The organism is Priestia sp. GS2, from assembly GCF_036409025.1.
GTDB classification, from domain to species: domain Bacteria; phylum Bacillota; class Bacilli; order Bacillales; family Bacillaceae_H; genus Priestia; species Priestia aryabhattai_A.
The window spans coordinates 3352813-3372417 of sequence record NZ_JAZGJX010000001.1 but is presented as its reverse complement, the minus strand read 5'-3'; the positions used below and the strand labels follow the sequence as shown (position 1 = coordinate 3372417).

The 19605-nt window shown below is 36.9% G+C and carries 16 protein-coding genes and 2 tRNA genes; 16 read left to right on the top strand and 2 right to left on the bottom strand.

Annotation, left to right across the window (positions count from 1 at the left end; translation table 11 throughout):
- Positions 1 to 16 precede the first annotated feature (16 nt).
- The 9 genes from mfd to V2145_RS17125 all read left to right on the top strand — a co-directional run bounded on the left by mfd (position 17) and on the right by V2145_RS17125 (position 9826).
- Entirely contained in the window at positions 17 to 3547 is a 3531-nt protein-coding gene (mfd, locus tag V2145_RS17165) for a transcription-repair coupling factor (protein WP_094913124.1), read from the top strand.
- Positions 3548 to 3743: 196 nt separating this feature from the next.
- Positions 3744 to 4280 carry a stage V sporulation protein T gene (spoVT, locus tag V2145_RS17160; RefSeq protein ID WP_094913123.1) on the top strand — a complete coding sequence of 179 codons (537 nt, stop codon included), beginning with the start codon at positions 3744 to 3746 and terminating at the stop codon, positions 4278 to 4280.
- Positions 4281 to 4500: 220 nt separating this feature from the next.
- Positions 4501 to 6093, top strand: a complete 1593-nt coding sequence (locus tag V2145_RS17155) for a putative polysaccharide biosynthesis protein (protein ID WP_094913122.1) — start codon at positions 4501 to 4503, stop codon at positions 6091 to 6093.
- Between the two features lie 27 nt (positions 6094 to 6120).
- Positions 6121 to 7575 carry a nucleoside triphosphate pyrophosphohydrolase gene (mazG, locus tag V2145_RS17150; RefSeq protein WP_094913121.1) on the top strand — a complete coding sequence of 485 codons (1455 nt, stop codon included), beginning with the start codon at positions 6121 to 6123 and terminating at the stop codon, positions 7573 to 7575.
- 20 nt (positions 7576 to 7595) lie between these two features.
- A complete protein-coding gene (locus tag V2145_RS17145; RefSeq protein ID WP_094913120.1) occupies positions 7596 to 7859 on the top strand; it encodes an RNA-binding S4 domain-containing protein in 264 nt (87 codons plus the stop codon).
- 99 nt (positions 7860 to 7958) lie between these two features.
- Positions 7959 to 8264: a sporulation protein YabP gene (yabP, locus tag V2145_RS17140; RefSeq protein ID WP_025909835.1), complete on the top strand. Its 306-nt coding sequence runs from the start codon at positions 7959 to 7961 to the stop codon at positions 8262 to 8264.
- On the top strand, positions 8261 to 8884 hold the full coding sequence (gene yabQ / locus V2145_RS17135) for a spore cortex biosynthesis protein YabQ (RefSeq protein WP_094913119.1): 624 nt from the start codon (positions 8261 to 8263) through the stop codon (positions 8882 to 8884). Before yabP ends, yabQ begins: the two co-directional genes overlap by 4 nt.
- Before the next feature lie 4 nt (positions 8885 to 8888).
- The gene (locus V2145_RS17130) at positions 8889 to 9260 is read left to right on the top strand and encodes an FtsB family cell division protein (RefSeq protein WP_094913118.1); all 372 of its coding nucleotides are present in this window, start codon (positions 8889 to 8891) and stop codon (positions 9258 to 9260) included.
- Between the two features lie 89 nt (positions 9261 to 9349).
- Positions 9350 to 9826, top strand: coding sequence for a S1 domain-containing RNA-binding protein (locus tag V2145_RS17125; RefSeq protein WP_094913117.1), 477 nt, complete (start codon positions 9350 to 9352; stop codon positions 9824 to 9826).
- A 105-nt stretch (positions 9827 to 9931) separates the two neighbouring features.
- On the opposite strand, the gene V2145_RS17120 is transcribed toward V2145_RS17125, so the two are convergent.
- Positions 9932 to 10003 (bottom strand) — tRNA-Glu (locus tag V2145_RS17120).
- A gap of 11 nt (positions 10004 to 10014) precedes the next feature.
- Positions 10015 to 10088 (bottom strand) — tRNA-Met (locus V2145_RS17115).
- A gap of 326 nt (positions 10089 to 10414) precedes the next feature.
- Here V2145_RS17115 and spoIIE point away from each other — a divergent pair.
- The 7 genes from spoIIE to V2145_RS17080 all read left to right on the top strand — a co-directional run bounded on the left by spoIIE (position 10415) and on the right by V2145_RS17080 (position 19601).
- Positions 10415 to 12892, top strand: coding sequence for a stage II sporulation protein E (gene spoIIE / locus V2145_RS17110; protein WP_131888601.1), 2478 nt, complete (start codon positions 10415 to 10417; stop codon positions 12890 to 12892).
- Positions 12893 to 12962: 70 nt separating this feature from the next.
- Positions 12963 to 13706, top strand: coding sequence for a vWA domain-containing protein (locus V2145_RS17105; RefSeq protein WP_094913115.1), 744 nt, complete (start codon positions 12963 to 12965; stop codon positions 13704 to 13706).
- On the top strand, positions 13675 to 14637 hold the full coding sequence (locus V2145_RS17100; protein ID WP_094913114.1) for a serine/threonine protein kinase: 963 nt from the start codon (positions 13675 to 13677) through the stop codon (positions 14635 to 14637). The genes V2145_RS17105 and V2145_RS17100 overlap by 32 nt, the downstream gene beginning before the upstream one ends.
- An 84-nt stretch (positions 14638 to 14721) precedes the next feature.
- On the top strand, positions 14722 to 16101 hold the full coding sequence (gene tilS, locus V2145_RS17095) for a tRNA lysidine(34) synthetase TilS (protein ID WP_094913113.1): 1380 nt from the start codon (positions 14722 to 14724) through the stop codon (positions 16099 to 16101).
- Positions 16102 to 16128: 27 nt separating this feature from the next.
- Positions 16129 to 16668, top strand: a complete 540-nt coding sequence (gene hpt / locus V2145_RS17090; protein ID WP_094913112.1) for a hypoxanthine phosphoribosyltransferase — start codon at positions 16129 to 16131, stop codon at positions 16666 to 16668.
- Positions 16669 to 16761: 93 nt separating this feature from the next.
- On the top strand, positions 16762 to 18675 hold the full coding sequence (ftsH, locus tag V2145_RS17085; protein WP_094913111.1) for an ATP-dependent zinc metalloprotease FtsH: 1914 nt from the start codon (positions 16762 to 16764) through the stop codon (positions 18673 to 18675).
- Positions 18676 to 18833: 158 nt separating this feature from the next.
- The gene (locus tag V2145_RS17080) at positions 18834 to 19601 is read left to right on the top strand and encodes a type III pantothenate kinase (RefSeq protein WP_094913110.1); all 768 of its coding nucleotides are present in this window, start codon (positions 18834 to 18836) and stop codon (positions 19599 to 19601) included.
- The last annotated feature ends 4 nt before the right edge of the window (positions 19602 to 19605 follow it).

The window sequence follows — 19605 nt, the reverse complement described above, 5'->3', positions numbered from 1 at the left end:
GGGAGGAGGGAATTCCTTGAAAGGGATTATACAACGTTTTGTTGAGAATAATGAAATAAATACAATTGTTAATAGCTTAAAAGAAGGTCTAAAAGAACAATTAATAACAGGAATTTCTGGTTCAGCACGTTCAGTTTTGATGGGATTGCTGAATGAAAACGAAGGCTATCCGTTATTAGTGGTTACCCATAACTTATTTCAGGCTCAAAAGGTGTATGAAGATTTAGTACATCTTTTACCGAGCAAAGATGTGTTTCTCTATCCGGTTAATGATCTTGTAGCAACAGAAGTAGGAATTGCTAGTCCAGAGTTAAAAGCACAAAGGATTGAAGCGCTAAATCATTGGAGTCATAAACAATCTGGTATTGTTGTAACAACCGTATCAGGAGTAAGAAAAATCCTTCCACCTAAAGCCAGATGGGAACAAACTCAGTTAGTATTTCAAAGTGGTCATGATATTGATGTTGACCATCATTTGCAAAAGTTAATTCAACTAGGATATGAACGAGTGTCAATGGTTTCAGCTCCAGGGGATTTTAGCGTACGTGGGGGAATTATTGATATTTACCCGTTAACAGAGGAACTTCCTGTTCGAATTGAGCTTTTTGATACTGAAATTGATTCTATTCGTACCTTTACGCTTGAAGACCAGCGTTCTCAAAAGCAACTAGATGAAATTAGCATTGGGCCTGCTACAGAGTTCATTTTTTCAGAGGATGAGTTAAAAGATGGAACAGTCGAACTTGAAAAGCGTTTAAGTGATAGCTTAGCCAAAGTAAAAGACAAAACCATAAAGGAAAGACTGGTTGAAAACATTCAAGGGGAAATTGAACAATTAAAACAAGGACAGTCATTAGATAACATGTTTAAGTACTTGTCTCTGTTCTATAAGCAGCCCGCTAGTTTGCTAGATTATCTTCCAGAAGGTGGAGTTGTTATCTTTGATGAGACAACTCGTATTCAAGAGACTTCCGAACAATTAGATAATGAAGAAGGTGAATGGGTAACAGAGCTTTTGGGACAAGGTCAGATTGTGCGAGATGTACAGCTTTCACATCCGTTGGCAGGGTTAATTCAATCGACACCGCATCAGCTCATTTACACATCTTTATTTCTAAAGCATGTTTCATATACAAACCCGCAAAATATCGTGACTATTTCATATAAGCAAATGCAACAGTTTTATGGACAGATGAATTTGTTAAAAGGAGAAATTGAGCGCTGGAAAAAAGCAAACTACACAATTGTTATGCTTGGAGCAGACCGTGAACGAGTTACTAAGTTAGAAGGTGTATTAGCTGATTATGATATTGAAGCCGCTATCCTAGACGGTGATGGCCAGCTAATGCCAGGAATCGTTCAAGTCATCGAAGGAGATCTTCAAGCTGGGTTTGAACTGCCAATGCAAAAGCTCGCAGTGTTAACAGAAGAGGAACTGTTTAAAAAGCGTGTGAAAAAGACAAAAAGACGTCAAAAACTATCTAATGCTGAGCGTATTAAGAGCTATTCTGAGTTAAATGTTGGCGACTATGTTGTGCACGTCAATCACGGAATCGGTCGATACTTAGGTATGGAGACTCTTGAAATAAATGGAAATCATAAAGATTATATTCATATTAAATATGAGGGCTCTGATAAATTATATGTTCCTGTTGAACAAATCGATCAGGTGCAAAAATACGTTGGGTCTGAAGGCAAAGAGCCAAAAGTATATAAATTAGGTGGTAACGATTGGAAGAAGGTTAAACGTAAAGTAGAATCTTCTGTCCAAGATATTGCTGATGATTTAATTAAACTGTATGCAGAGCGTGAAGCTAGCAAAGGATACGCTTTTTCTCCAGATGGAGATCTACAGCGTGAATTTGAACTTTCATTTCCATATCAAGAAACTGAAGACCAGCTTCGTTCTATTCAAGAAATCAAAAAGGATATGGAAAAAGAACGTCCAATGGATCGCTTACTATGTGGGGACGTTGGATATGGAAAGACGGAAGTCGCTATTCGTTCTGCTTTTAAATCGGTTACAGATGGGAAGCAAGTCGCAATACTGGTACCAACAACGATTCTAGCTCAACAGCACTTTGAAACGATTCGAGAAAGATTTCAAGACTATCCAATTAATATTGGGCTTTTAAGCCGCTTTAGAAGTCGAAAGCAGCAGCAAGAAACAATTAAAGGTTTAAAGGACGGTACGGTTGACGTTGTAATTGGAACCCATCGTTTATTATCAAAAGATGTAGTATATAAAGACTTAGGATTACTAATCATTGATGAAGAGCAACGTTTTGGCGTAACTCATAAAGAGAAAATCAAGCAAATGAAAGCCAATGTAGATGTACTAACGCTAACTGCTACGCCAATTCCACGTACGCTGCACATGTCAATGCTAGGTGTCAGGGATTTATCGGTCATTGAAACTCCGCCTGAAAATCGCTTTCCTGTTCAAACTTATGTGGTAGAGTATAATCCTGTATTAGTTCGTGAAGCAATAGAACGAGAGTTGGCTCGAGATGGCCAGGTATATTTTTTATACAACAGGGTTGAAGATATTGAAAGAAAAGCTGAAGAAATTTCAATGTTAGTACCTGATGCTCGCGTAACGTATGCTCATGGTAAGATGAATGAAACAGAACTAGAAGCTGTTATTTTAAGTTTTTTAGAAGGCGAATATGATGTGTTGGTTAGTACAACAATTATTGAAACAGGTGTTGATATTCCAAACGTTAACACACTTATTGTTAATTATGCAGATAAAATGGGATTATCGCAGCTGTACCAGCTGAGAGGGCGTGTGGGACGTTCTAACCGCGTTGCCTACGCATATTTTACGTATCATAAAGATAAAGTATTGACAGAAGTCGCTGAGAAAAGGTTACAAGCAATTAAAGAGTTTACAGAGCTTGGTTCAGGATTTAAGATTGCAATGCGTGACTTATCTATTCGAGGTGCCGGAAACCTTCTCGGGGCACAGCAACATGGATTTATTGATTCAGTTGGTTTTGATTTATATTCCCAAATGCTTAAGGAAGCTATTGAGGAACGACGCGGCACCGATGAGCAGAAAAAGAAAGTACAAGTTGAAATTAATCTGGACCTAGATGCATATATACCGGATCAATACATTACAGATGGACGTTTGAAAATTGAAATGTACAAGCGCTTCCGTGCTATTGAAACGTTTGACGATATTCAAGACTTACAAGATGAGATGATTGATCGTTTTGGTGAATACCCAGTTGAAGTGATGCATTTATTTACGGTAGCTGAAACAAAAGTATATGCCAATACGAACTTAGTGGAATCCATTACTCAATCAAAACAAGACGTTACAATTTTATTATCTGAAGAAGCTAGCGCCACTGTGGACGGTCAAAAACTATTTATGTTAGGTAATGAGTTTGGCAGAATGGTTAGCCTAGGTATGGAAGGAAAGAAAGTGAAGGTTGTTATTAATACAAAAGGCCTTGCACAAAAAGAATGGTTAAAAATTGTTCACCATTTAACACGTGATTTAGCAAAAGTTAAGAAAGAACAAGTTCCAAATTAAAAAACAAAGCCATTTGTCGTTGACAAATGGCTTGTTTTTTTGAAAAAAGGGAACTTTTTAACAAAAAAAGAGATGGTTGGTGAATAGAAGTTGCATAGTAACGAATACTAACCTCAACACGGGTGAATGATTAATAAATTATTCCACGCATTCATCCAATATTTTTAATCATCAGATGAAAGAGAGGCTTTAACCAATGAAAGCAACAGGTATTGTTCGTCGTATTGATGATTTAGGGCGTGTCGTAATTCCAAAGGAAATTCGAAGAACGCTCCGTATTCGTGAAGGTGATCCATTAGAGATTTTTGTTGATCGTGATGGAGAAGTCATTTTGAAAAAGTATTCACCAATCAGTGAGTTAAGTGATTTTGCTAAAGAATATGGTGAAGCTCTTTACGATAGCCTAGGTCATCCAGTATTAATTTGTGATCGCGATACATTTATTGCTATTGCAGGTATTTCAAAAAAAGAGTACTTAAATAAAAACATCAGCTCTCTAGTTGAGTCTACAATGGAAAGCAGAAGTTCAACGTTAGTGACAGAAGGCAAGAGCTTAGAGTTCGTTGATGGGCATGAAGAAGCAATTTCATCTTATACAATTGGTCCAATTATTGCGAATGGGGACCCGATTGGAGCGGTAATTCTCTTTTCAAAAGAGAAATCGCTTGGTGAAGTAGAGCATAAAGCAGCTGAAACGGCTGCAGGTTTCTTATCTCGTCAAATGGAGCAATAAGCGATAGATCTAATCAATGTTATTTTAATTTATTTACGAAAAGACAGCAGAACCGCTGTCTTTTTTCTATGTGGTTTTTTCTGTAAAACACATAAAGAGCATGTAATGAGAACGTGCTATAATATAAAAGTCTTACAATACCAGCTTAACTGCATATCCCTTTAGCGGTTGATATTGCAAGGTCATCATAAAGAATTGGTATAATACGAAAGGTGTCACGATGCAGAAGAAATCAAATGTTTTAGTGTTATTAAATGGCGCTGTTATCTTAACTTTAGCTGGTCTTTTTACAAAGATACTAAGTGCTAGTTATCGCATTCCATATCATCATATTGCAGGTGATGTTGGCTTTTATATTTATCAACAGGTATATCCTTTATATGGAATTATTCTGCAAATTAGTACGTACGGGTTTCCCGTCATTATTTCAAAGCTGGTCTCAGAATATATGGCAAACAATCAAAGGAATCAAGCCATCCAAGTTATTCAAGTTAGCTTTTTGTTTTTGAGCATTTTAAGTTTTGTGCTTTTTGGTTTGCAGTATGGGTTCGCAGAAAATATTGCGACTTTAATGGGAGATAAACAGTTAACGCTATTAATTCAAATTATTTCATTTTCTTTTCTATTTGTTCCATTTGTAGCGAGTATTCGAGGGTACTATCAGGGGTTAAATGAAATGCTCCCAACAGCTGTTTCCCAGGTATCAGAACAAACGATTCGCGTAGCCACAATTTTGCTGTTAGCTTTTGTACTCGTTAAAAACAACTACAATCCTTATATAGTAGGTGCAGGAGCAATTTTTGGTTCAGTTGTAGGTATTACTTTTTCGTTAATGGTACTCATTTTCTTTTTATTTCGAAATCGTATAGTTAATACATGGGGCTTCTCAAAACAAACGTTTGCTGGAGCATCTCCAATTTTTAAAAAAATAGCCATTCAAGGAATCATCATTTGTATTAGCGGGATGGGGCTGCTGTTAATTCAACTTATTGATTCCTTTACCTTATATCCTTCTCTCCTTACAAGCGGAATTGATGCTGAAAAAGCTAAGGGAATGAAAGGTGTCTATGATCGAGGTGTTCCTTTAATTCAGCTTGGAACGGTTGTTGGAACGGCATTTTCACTTTCACTTGTTCCGGTTATATCTTCAGCTATCACTCAAAATGATTGGGCATTCGTAAAAAGTAAGGTTAACGTTTCAATTAAGCTTTCGTTGGTTGTTGGTGTTGGTGCATCTTGTGGACTAGCAGGCTTAATGGAACCTATTAACCATATGTTATACGGAAACATGGAAGGTTCACAGGTGCTTCAAATTTTAAGTATGCTCGTCATTTTTACGACGATTTCCGCTACTATAGCTGCTGTACTGCAAGGGGTTGGTCGAATGAAAGCACCTGTATACGCCATTTGCATCGGTGTCGTTATTAAAATTTTGCTTAATATGTGGCTTGTGCCTATTATGTATACAGAAGGTGCCGCGATTTCGTCTGCTGTTAGCTTTTTAATTATTACCGTTATGAACAGCGTATTTTTGTATAGAGCACTTGGCCAAAAAAATAAGCTTATTCGTCATGCAATAAAGATTATAGCAGTCGGTCTCTTAATGCTGATGGTATTAAGAGGGTATTTATGGACAATGAATGGTATACTAGATGCACATTCGAGTAGAGCGCTAAATGTCGGTATAGCACTGTTAGGTGTTGTATTTGGCGGGATTTTTTATTTGGTTTTGATTATTAAGAGCAATACTTTTACAAAAAGTGAATTAAGAGACGTTCCGCTAGGGAAGTCAATTATAAAGTACATTTTATAGTTTAAGTAGAGTATGAAGGAGGATTCCATGGCTAATAAAATAACCATTGTTGGTTTGGGTGCAGGAGACCTTAATCAGCTTCCAGTAGGAATTTATCGCTTGTTACAACAAAAAAACAACGTATTTTTACGAACAAAAGAACACCCAGTTGTTAAAGCGTTAGAAGAGGAGGGTTTTGTATATCAATCCTTTGATAATGTTTATGAATCCTTTGATACATTCGATGATGTATACGAGAGCATTACAAAACAACTGTTAGAACAGTCTAAGAATGGAGAAATTCTTTATGCTGTTCCTGGGCATCCACTAGTTGCTGAGCGAACAGTTCAACTATTATTACAAAATAGAGAAGGGGTAGAGGTGGATGTAAAAGGCGGTCAAAGCTTTCTAGACCCTATCTTTACCTCGTTGAAAATTGACCCGATTGAAGGATTTCAACTTTTAGATGGTACTGCGCTTCAACGAGATGAAATAAGGTTACAGCAGCATATCTTAATCGGACAAGTATATGATCAGTTTGTAGCTTCTGATGTAAAACTTACGTTAATGGAACAGCTACCAGATGAATATGAAGTATATATTGTAACAGCAGCAGGTAGCTCAGATGAGCATATTCAAAAGGTTAAACTTTATGAGCTTGACCATGGGATGGAGCTCAATAATTTAACAACGATTTATGTTCCACCTGTAAAAGATTCGACCTTGTTATATCATCAATTCGAAGAGCTTCGCCGTATTATCGCAGTGCTGAGGGGACCAAATGGGTGTCCATGGGATAAAAAACAAACGCATGAATCATTAAAGCGTTATTTAATCGAAGAGGCTTATGAACTGCTAGATGCTATCGATCAACAGGATGACGATCATATTGTTGAAGAGCTAGGAGATGTTCTGCTACAAGTAATGCTACATGCTCAAATTGGTGAAGATGAAGGGATGTTTACCATTGAGGATGTAATTTCTACCGTAGCAGAAAAAATGGTTAGACGTCACCCACATGTGTTTAGCGATGTAAGAGCAGATAATGAAGAAGAGGTTCTCCAAAACTGGGATGAAATTAAAAAGCAAGAAAAAGGGGAAGAGCCAGCTTCATTATTAGATGCTGTGCCTTCTGCTATGCCTAGCTTAATGAGAGCATATAAATATCAAAAGGCAGCTGCTAAAGTTGGATTCGATTGGGAAACGATTGAGCCGATGTGGGATAAAGTAAAAGAAGAGCTTCAGGAATTTGAAGAAGAAGTGCAGGCAGAGAATCTGGAAGAAATGAGTAATGAGTTTGGGGATCTTTTATTTGCGTTAGTAAACGTAGCTCGCTACTATAAAATTGATCCGGAAACCGCAGTAGCTAAAACAAATGAAAAATTTGGTGCGCGCTTTCGCTATATTGAAGAGCAGGTAAAGAAATCTGGTCATTCATTTGCAAACTTTACTTTAGAAGAGCTAGATCAATTTTGGAATGAAGCGAAAAAAATAGGTTTGTAATAACGAAAGGTGAGGGAATTATGAGATTAGATAAGTTCTTAAAGGTATCTCGTCTAATTAAACGTCGTACGTTAGCAAAAGAGATTTCAGACAAAGGAAGAATTTCTATTAATGGGATCGTTGCAAAAGCAAGCTCAAACGTAAAAGTAGGTGATGAGTTAGCCATTCAATTTGGGACAAAGATTGTGACAGTAAAAGTAGAAACTCTTCAAGAAAACGCTAAGAAAGAAGAAGCTGCAAATTTATACTCTTTAGTAAAAGAAGAAAAAGTAACAAACTCATAAAACAATTAGGACATCTGTGAGCTTGTTCTAAACTTCATTCTCACTTCATATGTTTAAACCAAACGTAATGAAGAGCTTAATAATGAGGTGGGGATGAAGATGAGTCAATTTTACGAAATGGGCAGTGCAAATAAAGATCAAACTCCAAATCATGATTTAGTAATGAAGGGGAGACGCCTCTTAGATATTACCGGAGTCAAGCAAGTAGAGAGTTTTGACAATGAAGAATTTTTACTGGAAACTGTGATGGGATTTTTATCTGTACGAGGTCAAAACCTTCAGATGAAAAATTTGGATGTTGAAAAAGGAATTGTATCGATAAAAGGAAAAATCTTTGATATAGTTTACTTAGATGAGAACCAATCGGAGAAAGCTAAAGGATTCTTTAGTAAGTTGTTTCGATGAGCCTTAATATACAATTCTATACTATGCTTGCAATGATTTCGATGGGTGGATGTATTGGAGCATCACTGGATACATATCGCTACTTTGTAAATCGGGCTCAAACAGTAAGGTGGTTTGTCTTTATTAGCGACTTACTGTTTTGGGTAGTTCAAGCATTACTCATCTTTTACGTGTTATTTTTAGTTAATGAAGGTGAGTTAAGGTTTTATGCATTTCTTGCCTTATTATGTGGATTTGCAGCTTATCAAAGCTTAATCCAATCTATTTATTTAAAGGCTTTAAAATTTATTGTTTCAAGTGTATTAGCCGTTTATCGAGCCTTACTAACGATTCTTATTATTATATTGGTCAAGCCTGCTCGAATGCTGTTAAGGTGTATAATTGCTTTAGGCTTATTATGTTATCGCTTTGGATATAGCCTTGTTTCATTTATACTAAAGGTGATTTTTCTACCAATAAGGTGGATATTCTTGGTGTTTTGGAGAATTATGCCTAAATCTGTAAGACGATTTTTACAGAGGTGTTTTACGTATCTAGAAGGAGTTTTTCAACGTGTAAAGAATACCATAATGAGGGCTGTATCATGGTTAAACACTTTTAAAAATAAGGAGGACGACTAGGTTAATGAGTGCTGAACGTAAGAAAAATGTAACAAAGTTAAATACAGAATATAGTCAACAACAACAAAGTCTTAAAAAACAAACAGATCGAAAGCGCATTGGCTTAATTAGACGTCTAACTTTCTTTGGTGTTTTAGCTCTGCTTATTGGTGTAGGTATCGTTACAACGTTGATTACTCAAGCATCAGCTATTGAAAATAAAAAAGCTGAAAAAGAAAAGTTAGAACAACAATTAACAAAACTTGAAAGCAAAGAAAAGCAGCTTGAGTCTGAAATTGTTAAGTTAAATGATGATGAGTATATTAAAAAAATTGCGAGAAGAGATTACTTCTTATCAGAAGACGGTGAGATTATCTTTAACATCAAAAAAGACTAAATTCACGGTGCGTTGACAGCATATTTTCGCTTTTTGTATAATAGAGTAAATTGATTTCTTTTATCATTTTAAGGAGGAGCATTTTTTTTATGTCAATTGAAGTAGGCAGCAAGTTACAGGGAAAGGTAACAGGTATTACAAACTTTGGAGCTTTTGTTGAGCTTCCAGGGGGAACAACAGGCTTAGTTCATATTAGTGAAGTAGCTGATAACTATGTAAAAGACATTAACGACCATTTAAAAGTCGGCGATGAAGTTGAAGTAAAGGTTATTAACGTAGAGAAAGATGGAAAGATTGGCCTTTCAATTAAGAAGGCTGTAGATCGTCCAGAGAGACCAGAACGTCCAGAGCGACCAGAGAGACCAGCGCGTGCACCACGTTCTGACAGACCTCGTGACTCACATCGCCCACAGCGTAATAATCGCGGTGGTGGTAATGACTTCCGTTCAAAAGAAACGTTTGAACAAAAAATGAATCGTTTCTTAAAAGATAGTGAAGAACGTTTATCTTCCCTAAAACGCCATACAGAATCAAAACGTGGCGGACGCGGCGCGAAACGCGGCTAACTTGCTGCTTATCACGATATAGATAGCGAGTTCTAAAAAGCACCTTCATTGAAGGTGCTTTTTTTGCATATAAAAAACATGTACAATGATGTACATGTTTTTGGATGACCCGTACGGGATTCGAACCCGTGTTACCGCCGTGAAAGGGCGGTGTCTTAACCACTTGACCAACGGGCCTTTATAATAAGTAGCGGCGGAGGGGATCGAACCCCCGACCTCACGGGTATGAACCGTACGCTCTAGCCAGCTGAGCTACACCGCCATAAATTCTTTATAAAAGACATGTATAATAATATAAAAATCTCCATTGCTTGTCAATAACATTTTTAAAAATAATGGGAAACCAAAAAATATAAATAATAAACCTAATCAATTTAAATAAATTAGTACAAGAAAATACTAGTTTAGAGCATAACTTCTAAATTTTTTTAAGCTGCAATGTAATATTATATATTTTTTTGTATAGTTTTCGCTCTCCAACTAGAAAGTCGTCGAACGATTCTTGTACTAGAGAGAGTCGATTTGACAAAATCTTAACTTCTTTCTGGATATAATAGCTTATAAGTATAATTAGCGGGTGGTGGAAAAATGCAAAAAACTGAGCGGAATTTTGCCGGTCCAGCAACTGAAGCTGTTTTTAATCGTACTAGGTTAGAAATGTCACGCATTTTTACGAAAACGAGTTTGAAAACGGAAAAGGTATTGTTCCAGTGGGGGTTAATCTTATTAGCAGTAGGATTTTTATTAGGACGAGCTTTAATTTTAATGGAAATTATGCCGTTTGCATTACCTTTCTTTGCGGCTGTACTTGCTATTAAAAAAGATAAGGCAGCTCTTGCAGGCTTAGCCATTTTGGCTGGAGCATTTAGTCTATCCTTACAAAACGGTGGGGTTGTCTTCTGTTCCCTATTCGTATTTTTACTTCTTCATCGCTTTAGTGGTTTTATAACCATCGATCCTCTTAAAAAGTTACCATTTACCGTGTTTATTTCTATGTTTTTAACGAAGTTAGGGATTTTCTACTTGTTTTCACAAGGAGTTACAATGTATGACTTTGCATTTATAGCTGTGGAAGCGGGCTTAAGTTTTATCCTAACAATGATTTTTCTACAAAGTGTACCTCTTATTTCATATCGGAAGCGAAAACAGTCTCTTAAGACAGAAGAGGTTATTTCTCTCATTATCCTTTTAGCATCTGTCATGACAGGAACTATTGGTTGGGTTATGTACGGTTTATCAGCAGAGCACGTGTTATCACGTTATTTAGTATTGATTTTTGCTTTTGTGTCAGGTCCAACAATTGGAGCTACTGTGGGTGTAGTAACGGGATTAATTTTAAGCTTTGCTAACGTAACGAGTTTATATGAAATGAGTTTACTAGCTTTTTCAGGCTTGTTAGGAGGGTTATTAAAAGATGGCAAAAAAATTGGTGCATCTCTGGGGTTGATTGTTGGATCTCTTTTAATTGGCCTCTATTCACAAGCCGAACAGGCACTTTCAACTAATTTATATGAGTCGCTTATTGCTGTTGCTTTATTTCTATTAACGCCGACATTCCTTTTGAAAAATTTAAGTAAACTCGTTCCAGGTACATCGGAAAACATGATGGAACAACAGCAATATATTCGAAAAGTAAGAGATGTGACCGCAAATCGAGTGGAACAATTCTCAAATGTATTTCAAGCTTTATCCGATAGCTTTACTCAAAATGGCTTTTATGAGGAAAAGCGAAATGAAGAAAAAGAAATAGACTATTTCCTCAGTAGCGTAACGGAGAGGACGTGTCAATTCTGTTTCAAAAAAGAGCAATGTTGGGCACAGCAGTTTGATACAACCTATGAATATATGAAAGAAATTATGCTAGAAATTGATAACAACTCGCTAGAGAGAAATCCCAAGCTAGTCAGAGAAATGGATAAGCATTGTGTAAAGTCGAAAAAAGTAATCGACGTCATTGAACATGAGCTGACTTACTTTAAAGCCAACCAGCAGTTAAAATCTCAAATTCATGAAAGTCGTCGGATTGTAGCTGAGCAGCTACATGGAGTTTCTCAGGTTATGAATAATTTCGCGCAAGAAATTAAAAGAGAAAGAGAAAATTTAAATGTCCAAGAAGAACAGATTGTTGAAGCATTGAGAAGCTTTGGCATGGAGATTAATCAAATTGAAATTTATAGTTTAGAGCCTGGTAATGTAGATGTAGAAATGTGGGTTCCGTACTGTCATGGCAGAGGAGAATGTGAAAAGATAATTGCGCCAATGCTTACAGATATACTTGGTGAAAGTATTGTGGTGAAAAATGAAGACTGTGCAAAATATCCTCAAGGTTATTGTCACGTTTCTTTTGGTTCAACAAAAGCTTATGTTGTAGATACAGGGGTAGCTCATGCGGCAAAAGGAGGAGGATTTGTTTCAGGAGATAGCTATTCAATGATTGAATTAAATGCTGGTAAATATGCATTAGCAATTAGCGATGGTATGGGAAACGGTGAAAGAGCTCATTATGAGAGCAGTGAAACACTACAGCTCCTTAAACAAATCTTACAAACAGGCATTGAAGAGACTATAGCAATAAAATCTATTAACTCTATTCTTTCATTACGAACGAGTGATGAAATTTTTTCGACACTTGACTTGGCAATGATTGATTTACAAGATGCAAACGTAAACTTTTTGAAAATCGGCTCGACACCAAGCTTTATTAAGCGTGGTGACAAAGTAATAAAGGTACAAGCAAGTAATTTACCAATGGGAATTATCGAAGAGTTTGAAGTAGACGTTGTGAGTGAGCAAATGAAAGCACAGGACTTACTCATTATGATGAGTGATGGAGTGTTTGAAGGTCCAAGACATGTTGAAAATTATGAGATGTGGATGAAGCGTAAAATTGGAGAATTACAAACCGATGATCCACAGGAAATTGCAGACTTAATTATGGAAGAAGTCATTCGAACACGGTCTGGTTTAATTGAAGATGATATGACCGTGGTGGTTGCTAAACTGAAGCATAATACGCCAAAATGGTCTTCAATTCCAACCTATGCGTATCGCAAAAAAGCACAGTAGATTATAGAGTATAAATTATCCCTTCCTCGTCTATCATGTTAATACTGATAATGAGGAGGGGATTTTATTTATGAAAAAAGGAACGTTAAAGCAAATGTTGGTTATTACAGATGGAGGCTCTAACACGGGAGAAGATCCAATTGCAATGGCAGCATTAGCTAAGGAACAGGGTATCAGTGTAAATGTTATTGGCGTTATGGAAGAAGACGTGATTGATGAACAAAGTCAAAATGAAATTGAAGGTATAGCTATGTCAGGTGGAGGGGTTAGCCAAATCGTCTATGTAAAGCAACTCTCTCAAACCGTTCAGATGGTTACAAGACAAGCAATGACTCAAACGTTGCAAGGTGTAGTAAATAAAGAGCTTCAACAAATATTAGGCGCATCAGCTTCAAAGATGGAAGATTTACCTCCGGAAAAGCGTGGAGAAATTATGGAAGTTGTCGATGAGCTAGGTGAAACAGTTGATTTAGAGATTCTCATTTTAGTTGATATGAGTGGAAGCATGAAATCAAAACTTCCAACTGTTAAAGAAGCATTATTAGATTTATCTCTCAGTCTCAATGCTAGAATTGGATACAATCAATTTTCAGTATTTTTATTTCCAGGGAAAAAGAAAGATGTTGAAAAACTTATGGATTGGAACCCAAAGCTAGAATCATTATCTACTATATTTCCGAAGTTAACAGCTGGTGGCATTACACCTACGGGCCCAGCGATTAAAGAGGCAACAAACCACTTTGTTCAGAAGAAACGTTCCTTAAGGGGGATGTTAAGAAGTGATGAACACTACAATGAAGAATCTGGTATGTAACTTAACAGCTGGTACAAAACTAACAGGGAAGTGGCATCATAATCATTACACCATCGTAAAGCAACTAGGCATAGGTGCAACCGGAGTTGTCTATTTGGTTCACTCGCCAAATGGAGAAATGGCAGCGTTAAAGTTAAGCTTTGATAACAACTCTGTAACGGCTGAGGTAAATGTATTACGTAACTTCTCAAAGGTCCATGGCAAGTCTGTTGGACCTTTCTTATTCGATGTAGACGACTGGATTTATCGTAATCAAGCACTCTCTTTTTATGTAATGGAATATGTAAAGGGAACATCGTTAAAAGCTTTCATTGCGAAAAGAGGCAAGGAATGGGTAAATGTACTGGCAATACAGCTATTAGGCGACTTACATGAACTACACAAGGAAGGATGGGTCTTTGGAGACTTAAAGCCTGAGAACTTGGTTGTAAGTGACCAGCCTGTCAAGGTTCGTTTAATCGATGTAGGTGGAACGACAATGCAAGGGAGAGCTATCAAAGAGTTTACAGATTACTATGATCGAGCATATTGGGGGTTTGGCTCTCGAAAAGCTGAGCCAACATATGACTTGTTTGCTATGGCCATGATTATAATCGAATTATTAATCGGCGAACGTTTAAATAAAACCGATAAACCTAATGAACAACTAAAGAAATTATTAAAAACACATAACGCTCTGTTAGCACATCGTTCTACTTTGTATAAAGCGGTTCATGGCAACTATCGTACAGCTCATGAGATGAAGCAAGATCTGATTGAAGGAACCAAGGGCGGTGAATCAGTTACATCTGTAGGTAATCAAAAGGTTCGTCAGCATAGTCCAAAGCGTGTTAAAGTAAAGAAGAAGCGTACACATTTCCTAGAAACTGTTTTATTAGGAGCATCCGTCATGTTTATGTATTTGTTATATCTTTTCATTCAAGTACTATAAATGTGAAACTTTTTAATGGAATATCCGTAAAATGAGAAGGGAATAGTGGTAACTAGTCTTAATCACGTAAGGATGAACAGGATAATGGAAAGGGAAACAACAGAATTTATTGATAAACATAACCTTTTACCAACTAATGCAACGGTCTTAGTTGGTGTTTCTGGAGGTCCAGACTCCTTAGCATTGCTTCATTTTTTACATAAGGAGCAGATGCACAGAAATTTACACCTAGTGGCGCTGCACGTTGACCATATGTTTCGAGGAGAAGAGTCTAGACGTGACTTAGAATACGTGCAAGCTTATTGCAGAGATGCAGGTATTACTTTTGAAGGTGTTAGTATCGATGTAACAGCTTATCAAAAAAAGAACAAAGTATCTGCTCAAGTAGCAGCTAGAGAATGTCGATATACGTTCTTTGAAGAAATGATGAATAAGTACGGTGCAGAGGTACTAGCTTTAGCTCATCACGGAGATGATCAAGTAGAAACCATACTTATGAGGTTAGCGCGAGGTAGTACGATGAAAGGGTATGGAGGTATGGAGGTAAAGCGTCCTTATGCCACAGGGTCTCTCGTTCGCCCTTTTTTATCTGTTACAAAAGAACAAATTTTATTATATTGCAGGAAATTTAACTTAAATCCTAGAATAGACCCTACTAACGAGAAGGATACATATACTCGTAATCGCATTAGGCAATATATATTACCTTTTTTAAAGGATGAATATCACGATATACATGAAAAATTTCAGGCTTTTAGTGAAAACTTATATGAAGATCAAGTCTATTTAGAGGAATTAACAACACAAGAAATGAATAAGGTAATTAAACAGCAAAGACAAGGGTATCTTTTAATGAGTCGAGGGTCTTTCCTTAATATAAGCAAACCTTTACAAAGGCGTGGGATTCAACTAATATTAAACTATCTCTATAAAAAAATCCCTTCAGATCTTTCCTCAGTTCATATTAATAATTTATTGAGGTTTTTAGAAGCTGATAAACCTTCTGGTGTGCTTCACTTTCCAAATAAGCTGACAATTTCTCGTTCGTATGACGACTGTATGTTCACTTTTGAATTTACGCAGTCTATTCCAGCATATGAATATGATATTCCCATTCCAGGGGTTATTCAGCTGCCGAATGGTCATTCCCTTACTGCTAGCATACATAATGGAGAATATGATAAGCAAGACGCTGACATCTTTTTAGTAGATGATAGTAAGGTTAGGTTTCCGATTCGGGTTCGAACGCGAAAACCAGGAGATAAAATTCAATTAAAAGGCATGAAGGGGCATAAAAAGGTAAAGGATATCTTTATTGATGAAAAAGTGCCTTTAGAGAAAAGAAATGCGTGGCCTATTGTAGAAGATAGTAATGGTACAATTTTATGGCTGCCAAAATTAAAAAAATCTGCTTATGAATTACACACTCATAAGTTAAGATATGTTATTTTATACTATAAGTAGGGAAAACTTCTAGGAGGCAAGCAAGGAATGAAGCATGATATTAAAGAAATTCTAATTTCAGAGGAAGAAATACAGGCAAAGGTAAAGGATTTAGGACAACTACTCACTGAAGAGTATCAAGATCGCTTTCCTTTAGTAATTGGTGTATTAAAAGGTGCCATGCCTTTTATGTCTGACCTAATTAAACGCATCGATACATATTTAGAAATGGACTTTATGGATGTATCAAGCTATGGTAAAGAAATGGTTTCTTCTGGTGAAGTAAAAATCTTAAAGGATTTAGATACTTCTGTAGAAGGTCGAGACATCTTAATTTTAGAAGATATTATTGATAGTGGATTAACGCTAAGCTATTTAGTAGAGTTATTTAAGTATCGCAAAGCAAAATCAATTAGAATCGTAACACTATTAGACAAACCAACTGGGCGTAAAGCGGATATTAAAGCAGATTACGTTGGCTTTGAAGTTCCAGATGCTTTCGTAGTAGGGTATGGGTTAGATTATCAGGAAAAGTATCGTAACCTACCTTACATTGGCGTGCTAAAACCAGAAGTGTATAGTAACTAATCAGCATATTTGCAAATGCAATTTGTTGGATAGGATATAGGTTCTATGGTACTATTGAATACAGTATTTGTTTATCGTGGGAGGAGGTAAGAAATGAATCGGATCTTCCGTAATACCATCTTTTATTTACTTATATTTTTAGTCATTATTGGCGTGGTCAGTTTCTTCAGTGGTTCCAACCAAAAGACTGAAGCAATGCGATATGACACATTTGTAGGACACTTGGAAAGTGGAGATATTGAATCATTAACATTGAAGCCTGAACGTGGGGTTTATGTTGTACAAGGGAAATTAGAATCTTATAATGAGGATCAGAAATTCCAAACTTACATTGTAGATGGTGATCAAGCGTTAGAGCGTATTAATGCCGCTGCAAATAGTAAGGAAATTCAGGTAAAGGTTGACCCAGCAGATGAAACAAGTGGTTGGGTAACATTCTTTACATCAATTATACCTTTTGTCATTATCTTCATTCTCTTCTTCTTCTTACTAAACCAAGCTCAAGGTGGCGGTAGCCGTGTAATGAACTTTGGTAAAAGTAAAGCGAAGCTTTACAGTGAAGAAAAGAAGAAAGTTAAGTTCAAAGATGTTGCAGGTGCAGACGAAGAGAAGCAAGAACTTGTTGAGGTTGTAGAGTTCTTGAAAGACCCTCGTAAATTTGCCGACTTAGGGGCTCGAATTCCAAAAGGTGTGCTTCTTGTAGGCCCTCCAGGAACGGGTAAAACATTATTAGCGAGAGCTGTAGCTGGTGAAGCAGGCGTGCCTTTCTTCTCAATCAGTGGTTCAGACTTTGTTGAAATGTTTGTTGGTGTTGGTGCATCACGTGTGCGTGACTTGTTTGAAAACGCAAAGAAAAATGCACCTTGTATTATCTTCATCGATGAAATTGATGCTGTAGGTCGTCAACGTGGTGCTGGTCTAGGTGGAGGTCACGATGAACGTGAACAAACTCTAAACCAATTGCTTGTTGAAATGGATGGCTTTGGTGCTAATGAAGGAATCATTATCATTGCAGCAACAAACCGCCCTGATATTTTAGATCCAGCTTTATTACGTCCAGGACGTTTTGATCGTCAGATTACTGTAGATCGTCCAGATGTAAATGGTCGTGAAGCGGTATTAAAAGTACATGCCCGCAACAAACCTTTAGATGAAAATGTGAATCTAAATGCTATTGCGATGCGTACACCAGGTTTCTCAGGAGCCGACTTAGAAAACTTGTTAAACGAAGCTGCTTTAGTAGCTGCACGACAAGATAAGAAAAAAATTGATATGAGTGATATCGATGAAGCAACGGACCGCGTAATTGCGGGACCAGCTAAAAAGAGTCGCGTTATTTCTAAAAAAGAACGCAATATTGTCGCGTACCACGAAGCTGGTCACACAATTATTGGTGTTGTATTAGATGAAGCGGATATGGTACATAAAGTAACGATTGTTCCACGTGGGCAAGCAGGCGGTTATGCTGTAATGCTTCCGAAAGAAGATCGCTATTTCATGACAAAACCAGAGCTTTTAGATAAGATCGTTGGTTTATTAGGTGGACGTGTAGCTGAGGAATTAATCTTTGGCGAAGTAAGTACAGGTGCACATAATGACTTCCAACGTGCAACAAGTATCGCAAGACGTATGGTTACTGAATACGGTATGAGCGATAAGTTAGGTCCAATGCAGTTTGGTCAGTCACAAGGTGGCCAAGTGTTCTTAGGACGTGACATCCAAAATGAACAAAACTATAGTGACGCAATTGCTCATCAAATTGATTTAGAAATTCAACAGTTCATTAAAGATAGCTACGAGCGTGCAAGACAAATCCTAACTGAAAATCGTGATAAGTTAGAACTTGTTGCTCAAACGTTATTAAAAGTTGAAACATTAGATGCTGAGCAAATCAAGCACTTGGTTGATCATGGCACGCTTCCAGATCGTTCTCCAAAAAGCAGTGATGAAGATGTAAAAGTAAACATTCAATCAAAGCCAGATCAAGAAGAAGAGCCTAAAGAATAAAAAAGTAAGATGCTCCTATGAGCATCTTACTTTTTTTTGTTTCTATATGAATATTAGTAAGAAAAAGGAAAAGCTTCTTTTACTGTACACCCCTTTTTCTTAGTTATGGTATGATGGTTTCAGTGTAAATATTGATTAAAGGCGAAGTGGTGATTAACATGATTTTTGTATTAGATGTTGGAAATACGAATACTGTATTAGGAGTATATGATGGTGATGAACTAAAATATCATTGGCGCATTGAAACGAGTCGTAATAAGACAGAAGATGAATACGGAATGACAATTAAGGCACTCCTTGAGCACGTTGGTTTATCTTTTAGAGATATTCATGGTATTATTATCTCCTCTGTAGTACCACCAATTATGTTTGCATTGGAACGTATGTGCCAAAAATATTTTCATTTAAAGCCGCTTATAGTAGGCCCTGGTATTAAAACAGGTTTAAATATTAAATATGAAAACCCAAGAGAGGTTGGAGCAGACCGTATCGTCAATGCAGTAGCAGGTATTAAGCTTTATGGCAGCCCACTAATTATTGTCGATTTTGGAACAGCAACAACTTACTGTTATATTGACGAAGATAAGCAGTATATGGGAGGAGCTATCGCACCTGGTATTAACATCTCTACGGAAGCGCTGTATTCTAGAGCATCTAAGCTTCCAAGAATTGAAATTGCTAGGCCGAATAGCATTGTAGGCAAAAATACAGTTTCTGCGATGCAAGCAGGAATTTTATATGGATATGTTGGGCAAGTTGAAGGTATTGTTACACGAATGAAAGAGCAATCAAACGTAAACCCTAAAGTAATTGCAACAGGTGGTTTAGCAACATTAATCGCAAAAGAGTCAGATATTATTGACATTGTAGATCCGTTTTTAACATTAAAAGGTCTACAGATTATCTATACGAAAAATATGGAATAAGAGG

Coding starts and splice junctions, on each gene's coding strand:
- spoVT (WP_094913123.1), top strand. CDS start 3,744: ATGAAAGCAACAGGTATTGTTCGTCGTATTGATGATTTAGGGCGTGTC.
- V2145_RS17155 (WP_094913122.1), top strand. CDS start 4,501: ATGCAGAAGAAATCAAATGTTTTAGTGTTATTAAATGGCGCTGTTATC.
- mazG (WP_094913121.1), top strand. CDS start 6,121: ATGGCTAATAAAATAACCATTGTTGGTTTGGGTGCAGGAGACCTTAAT.
- V2145_RS17145 (WP_094913120.1), top strand. CDS start 7,596: ATGAGATTAGATAAGTTCTTAAAGGTATCTCGTCTAATTAAACGTCGT.
- yabP (WP_025909835.1), top strand. CDS start 7,959: ATGAGTCAATTTTACGAAATGGGCAGTGCAAATAAAGATCAAACTCCA.
- yabQ (WP_094913119.1), top strand. CDS start 8,261: ATGAGCCTTAATATACAATTCTATACTATGCTTGCAATGATTTCGATG.
- V2145_RS17130 (WP_094913118.1), top strand. CDS start 8,889: ATGAGTGCTGAACGTAAGAAAAATGTAACAAAGTTAAATACAGAATAT.
- V2145_RS17125 (WP_094913117.1), top strand. CDS start 9,350: ATGTCAATTGAAGTAGGCAGCAAGTTACAGGGAAAGGTAACAGGTATT.
- spoIIE (WP_131888601.1), top strand. CDS start 10,415: ATGCAAAAAACTGAGCGGAATTTTGCCGGTCCAGCAACTGAAGCTGTT.
- V2145_RS17105 (WP_094913115.1), top strand. CDS start 12,963: ATGAAAAAAGGAACGTTAAAGCAAATGTTGGTTATTACAGATGGAGGC.
- V2145_RS17100 (WP_094913114.1), top strand. CDS start 13,675: ATGAACACTACAATGAAGAATCTGGTATGTAACTTAACAGCTGGTACA.
- tilS (WP_094913113.1), top strand. CDS start 14,722: ATGGAAAGGGAAACAACAGAATTTATTGATAAACATAACCTTTTACCA.
- hpt (WP_094913112.1), top strand. CDS start 16,129: ATGAAGCATGATATTAAAGAAATTCTAATTTCAGAGGAAGAAATACAG.
- ftsH (WP_094913111.1), top strand. CDS start 16,762: ATGAATCGGATCTTCCGTAATACCATCTTTTATTTACTTATATTTTTA.
- V2145_RS17080 (WP_094913110.1), top strand. CDS start 18,834: ATGATTTTTGTATTAGATGTTGGAAATACGAATACTGTATTAGGAGTA.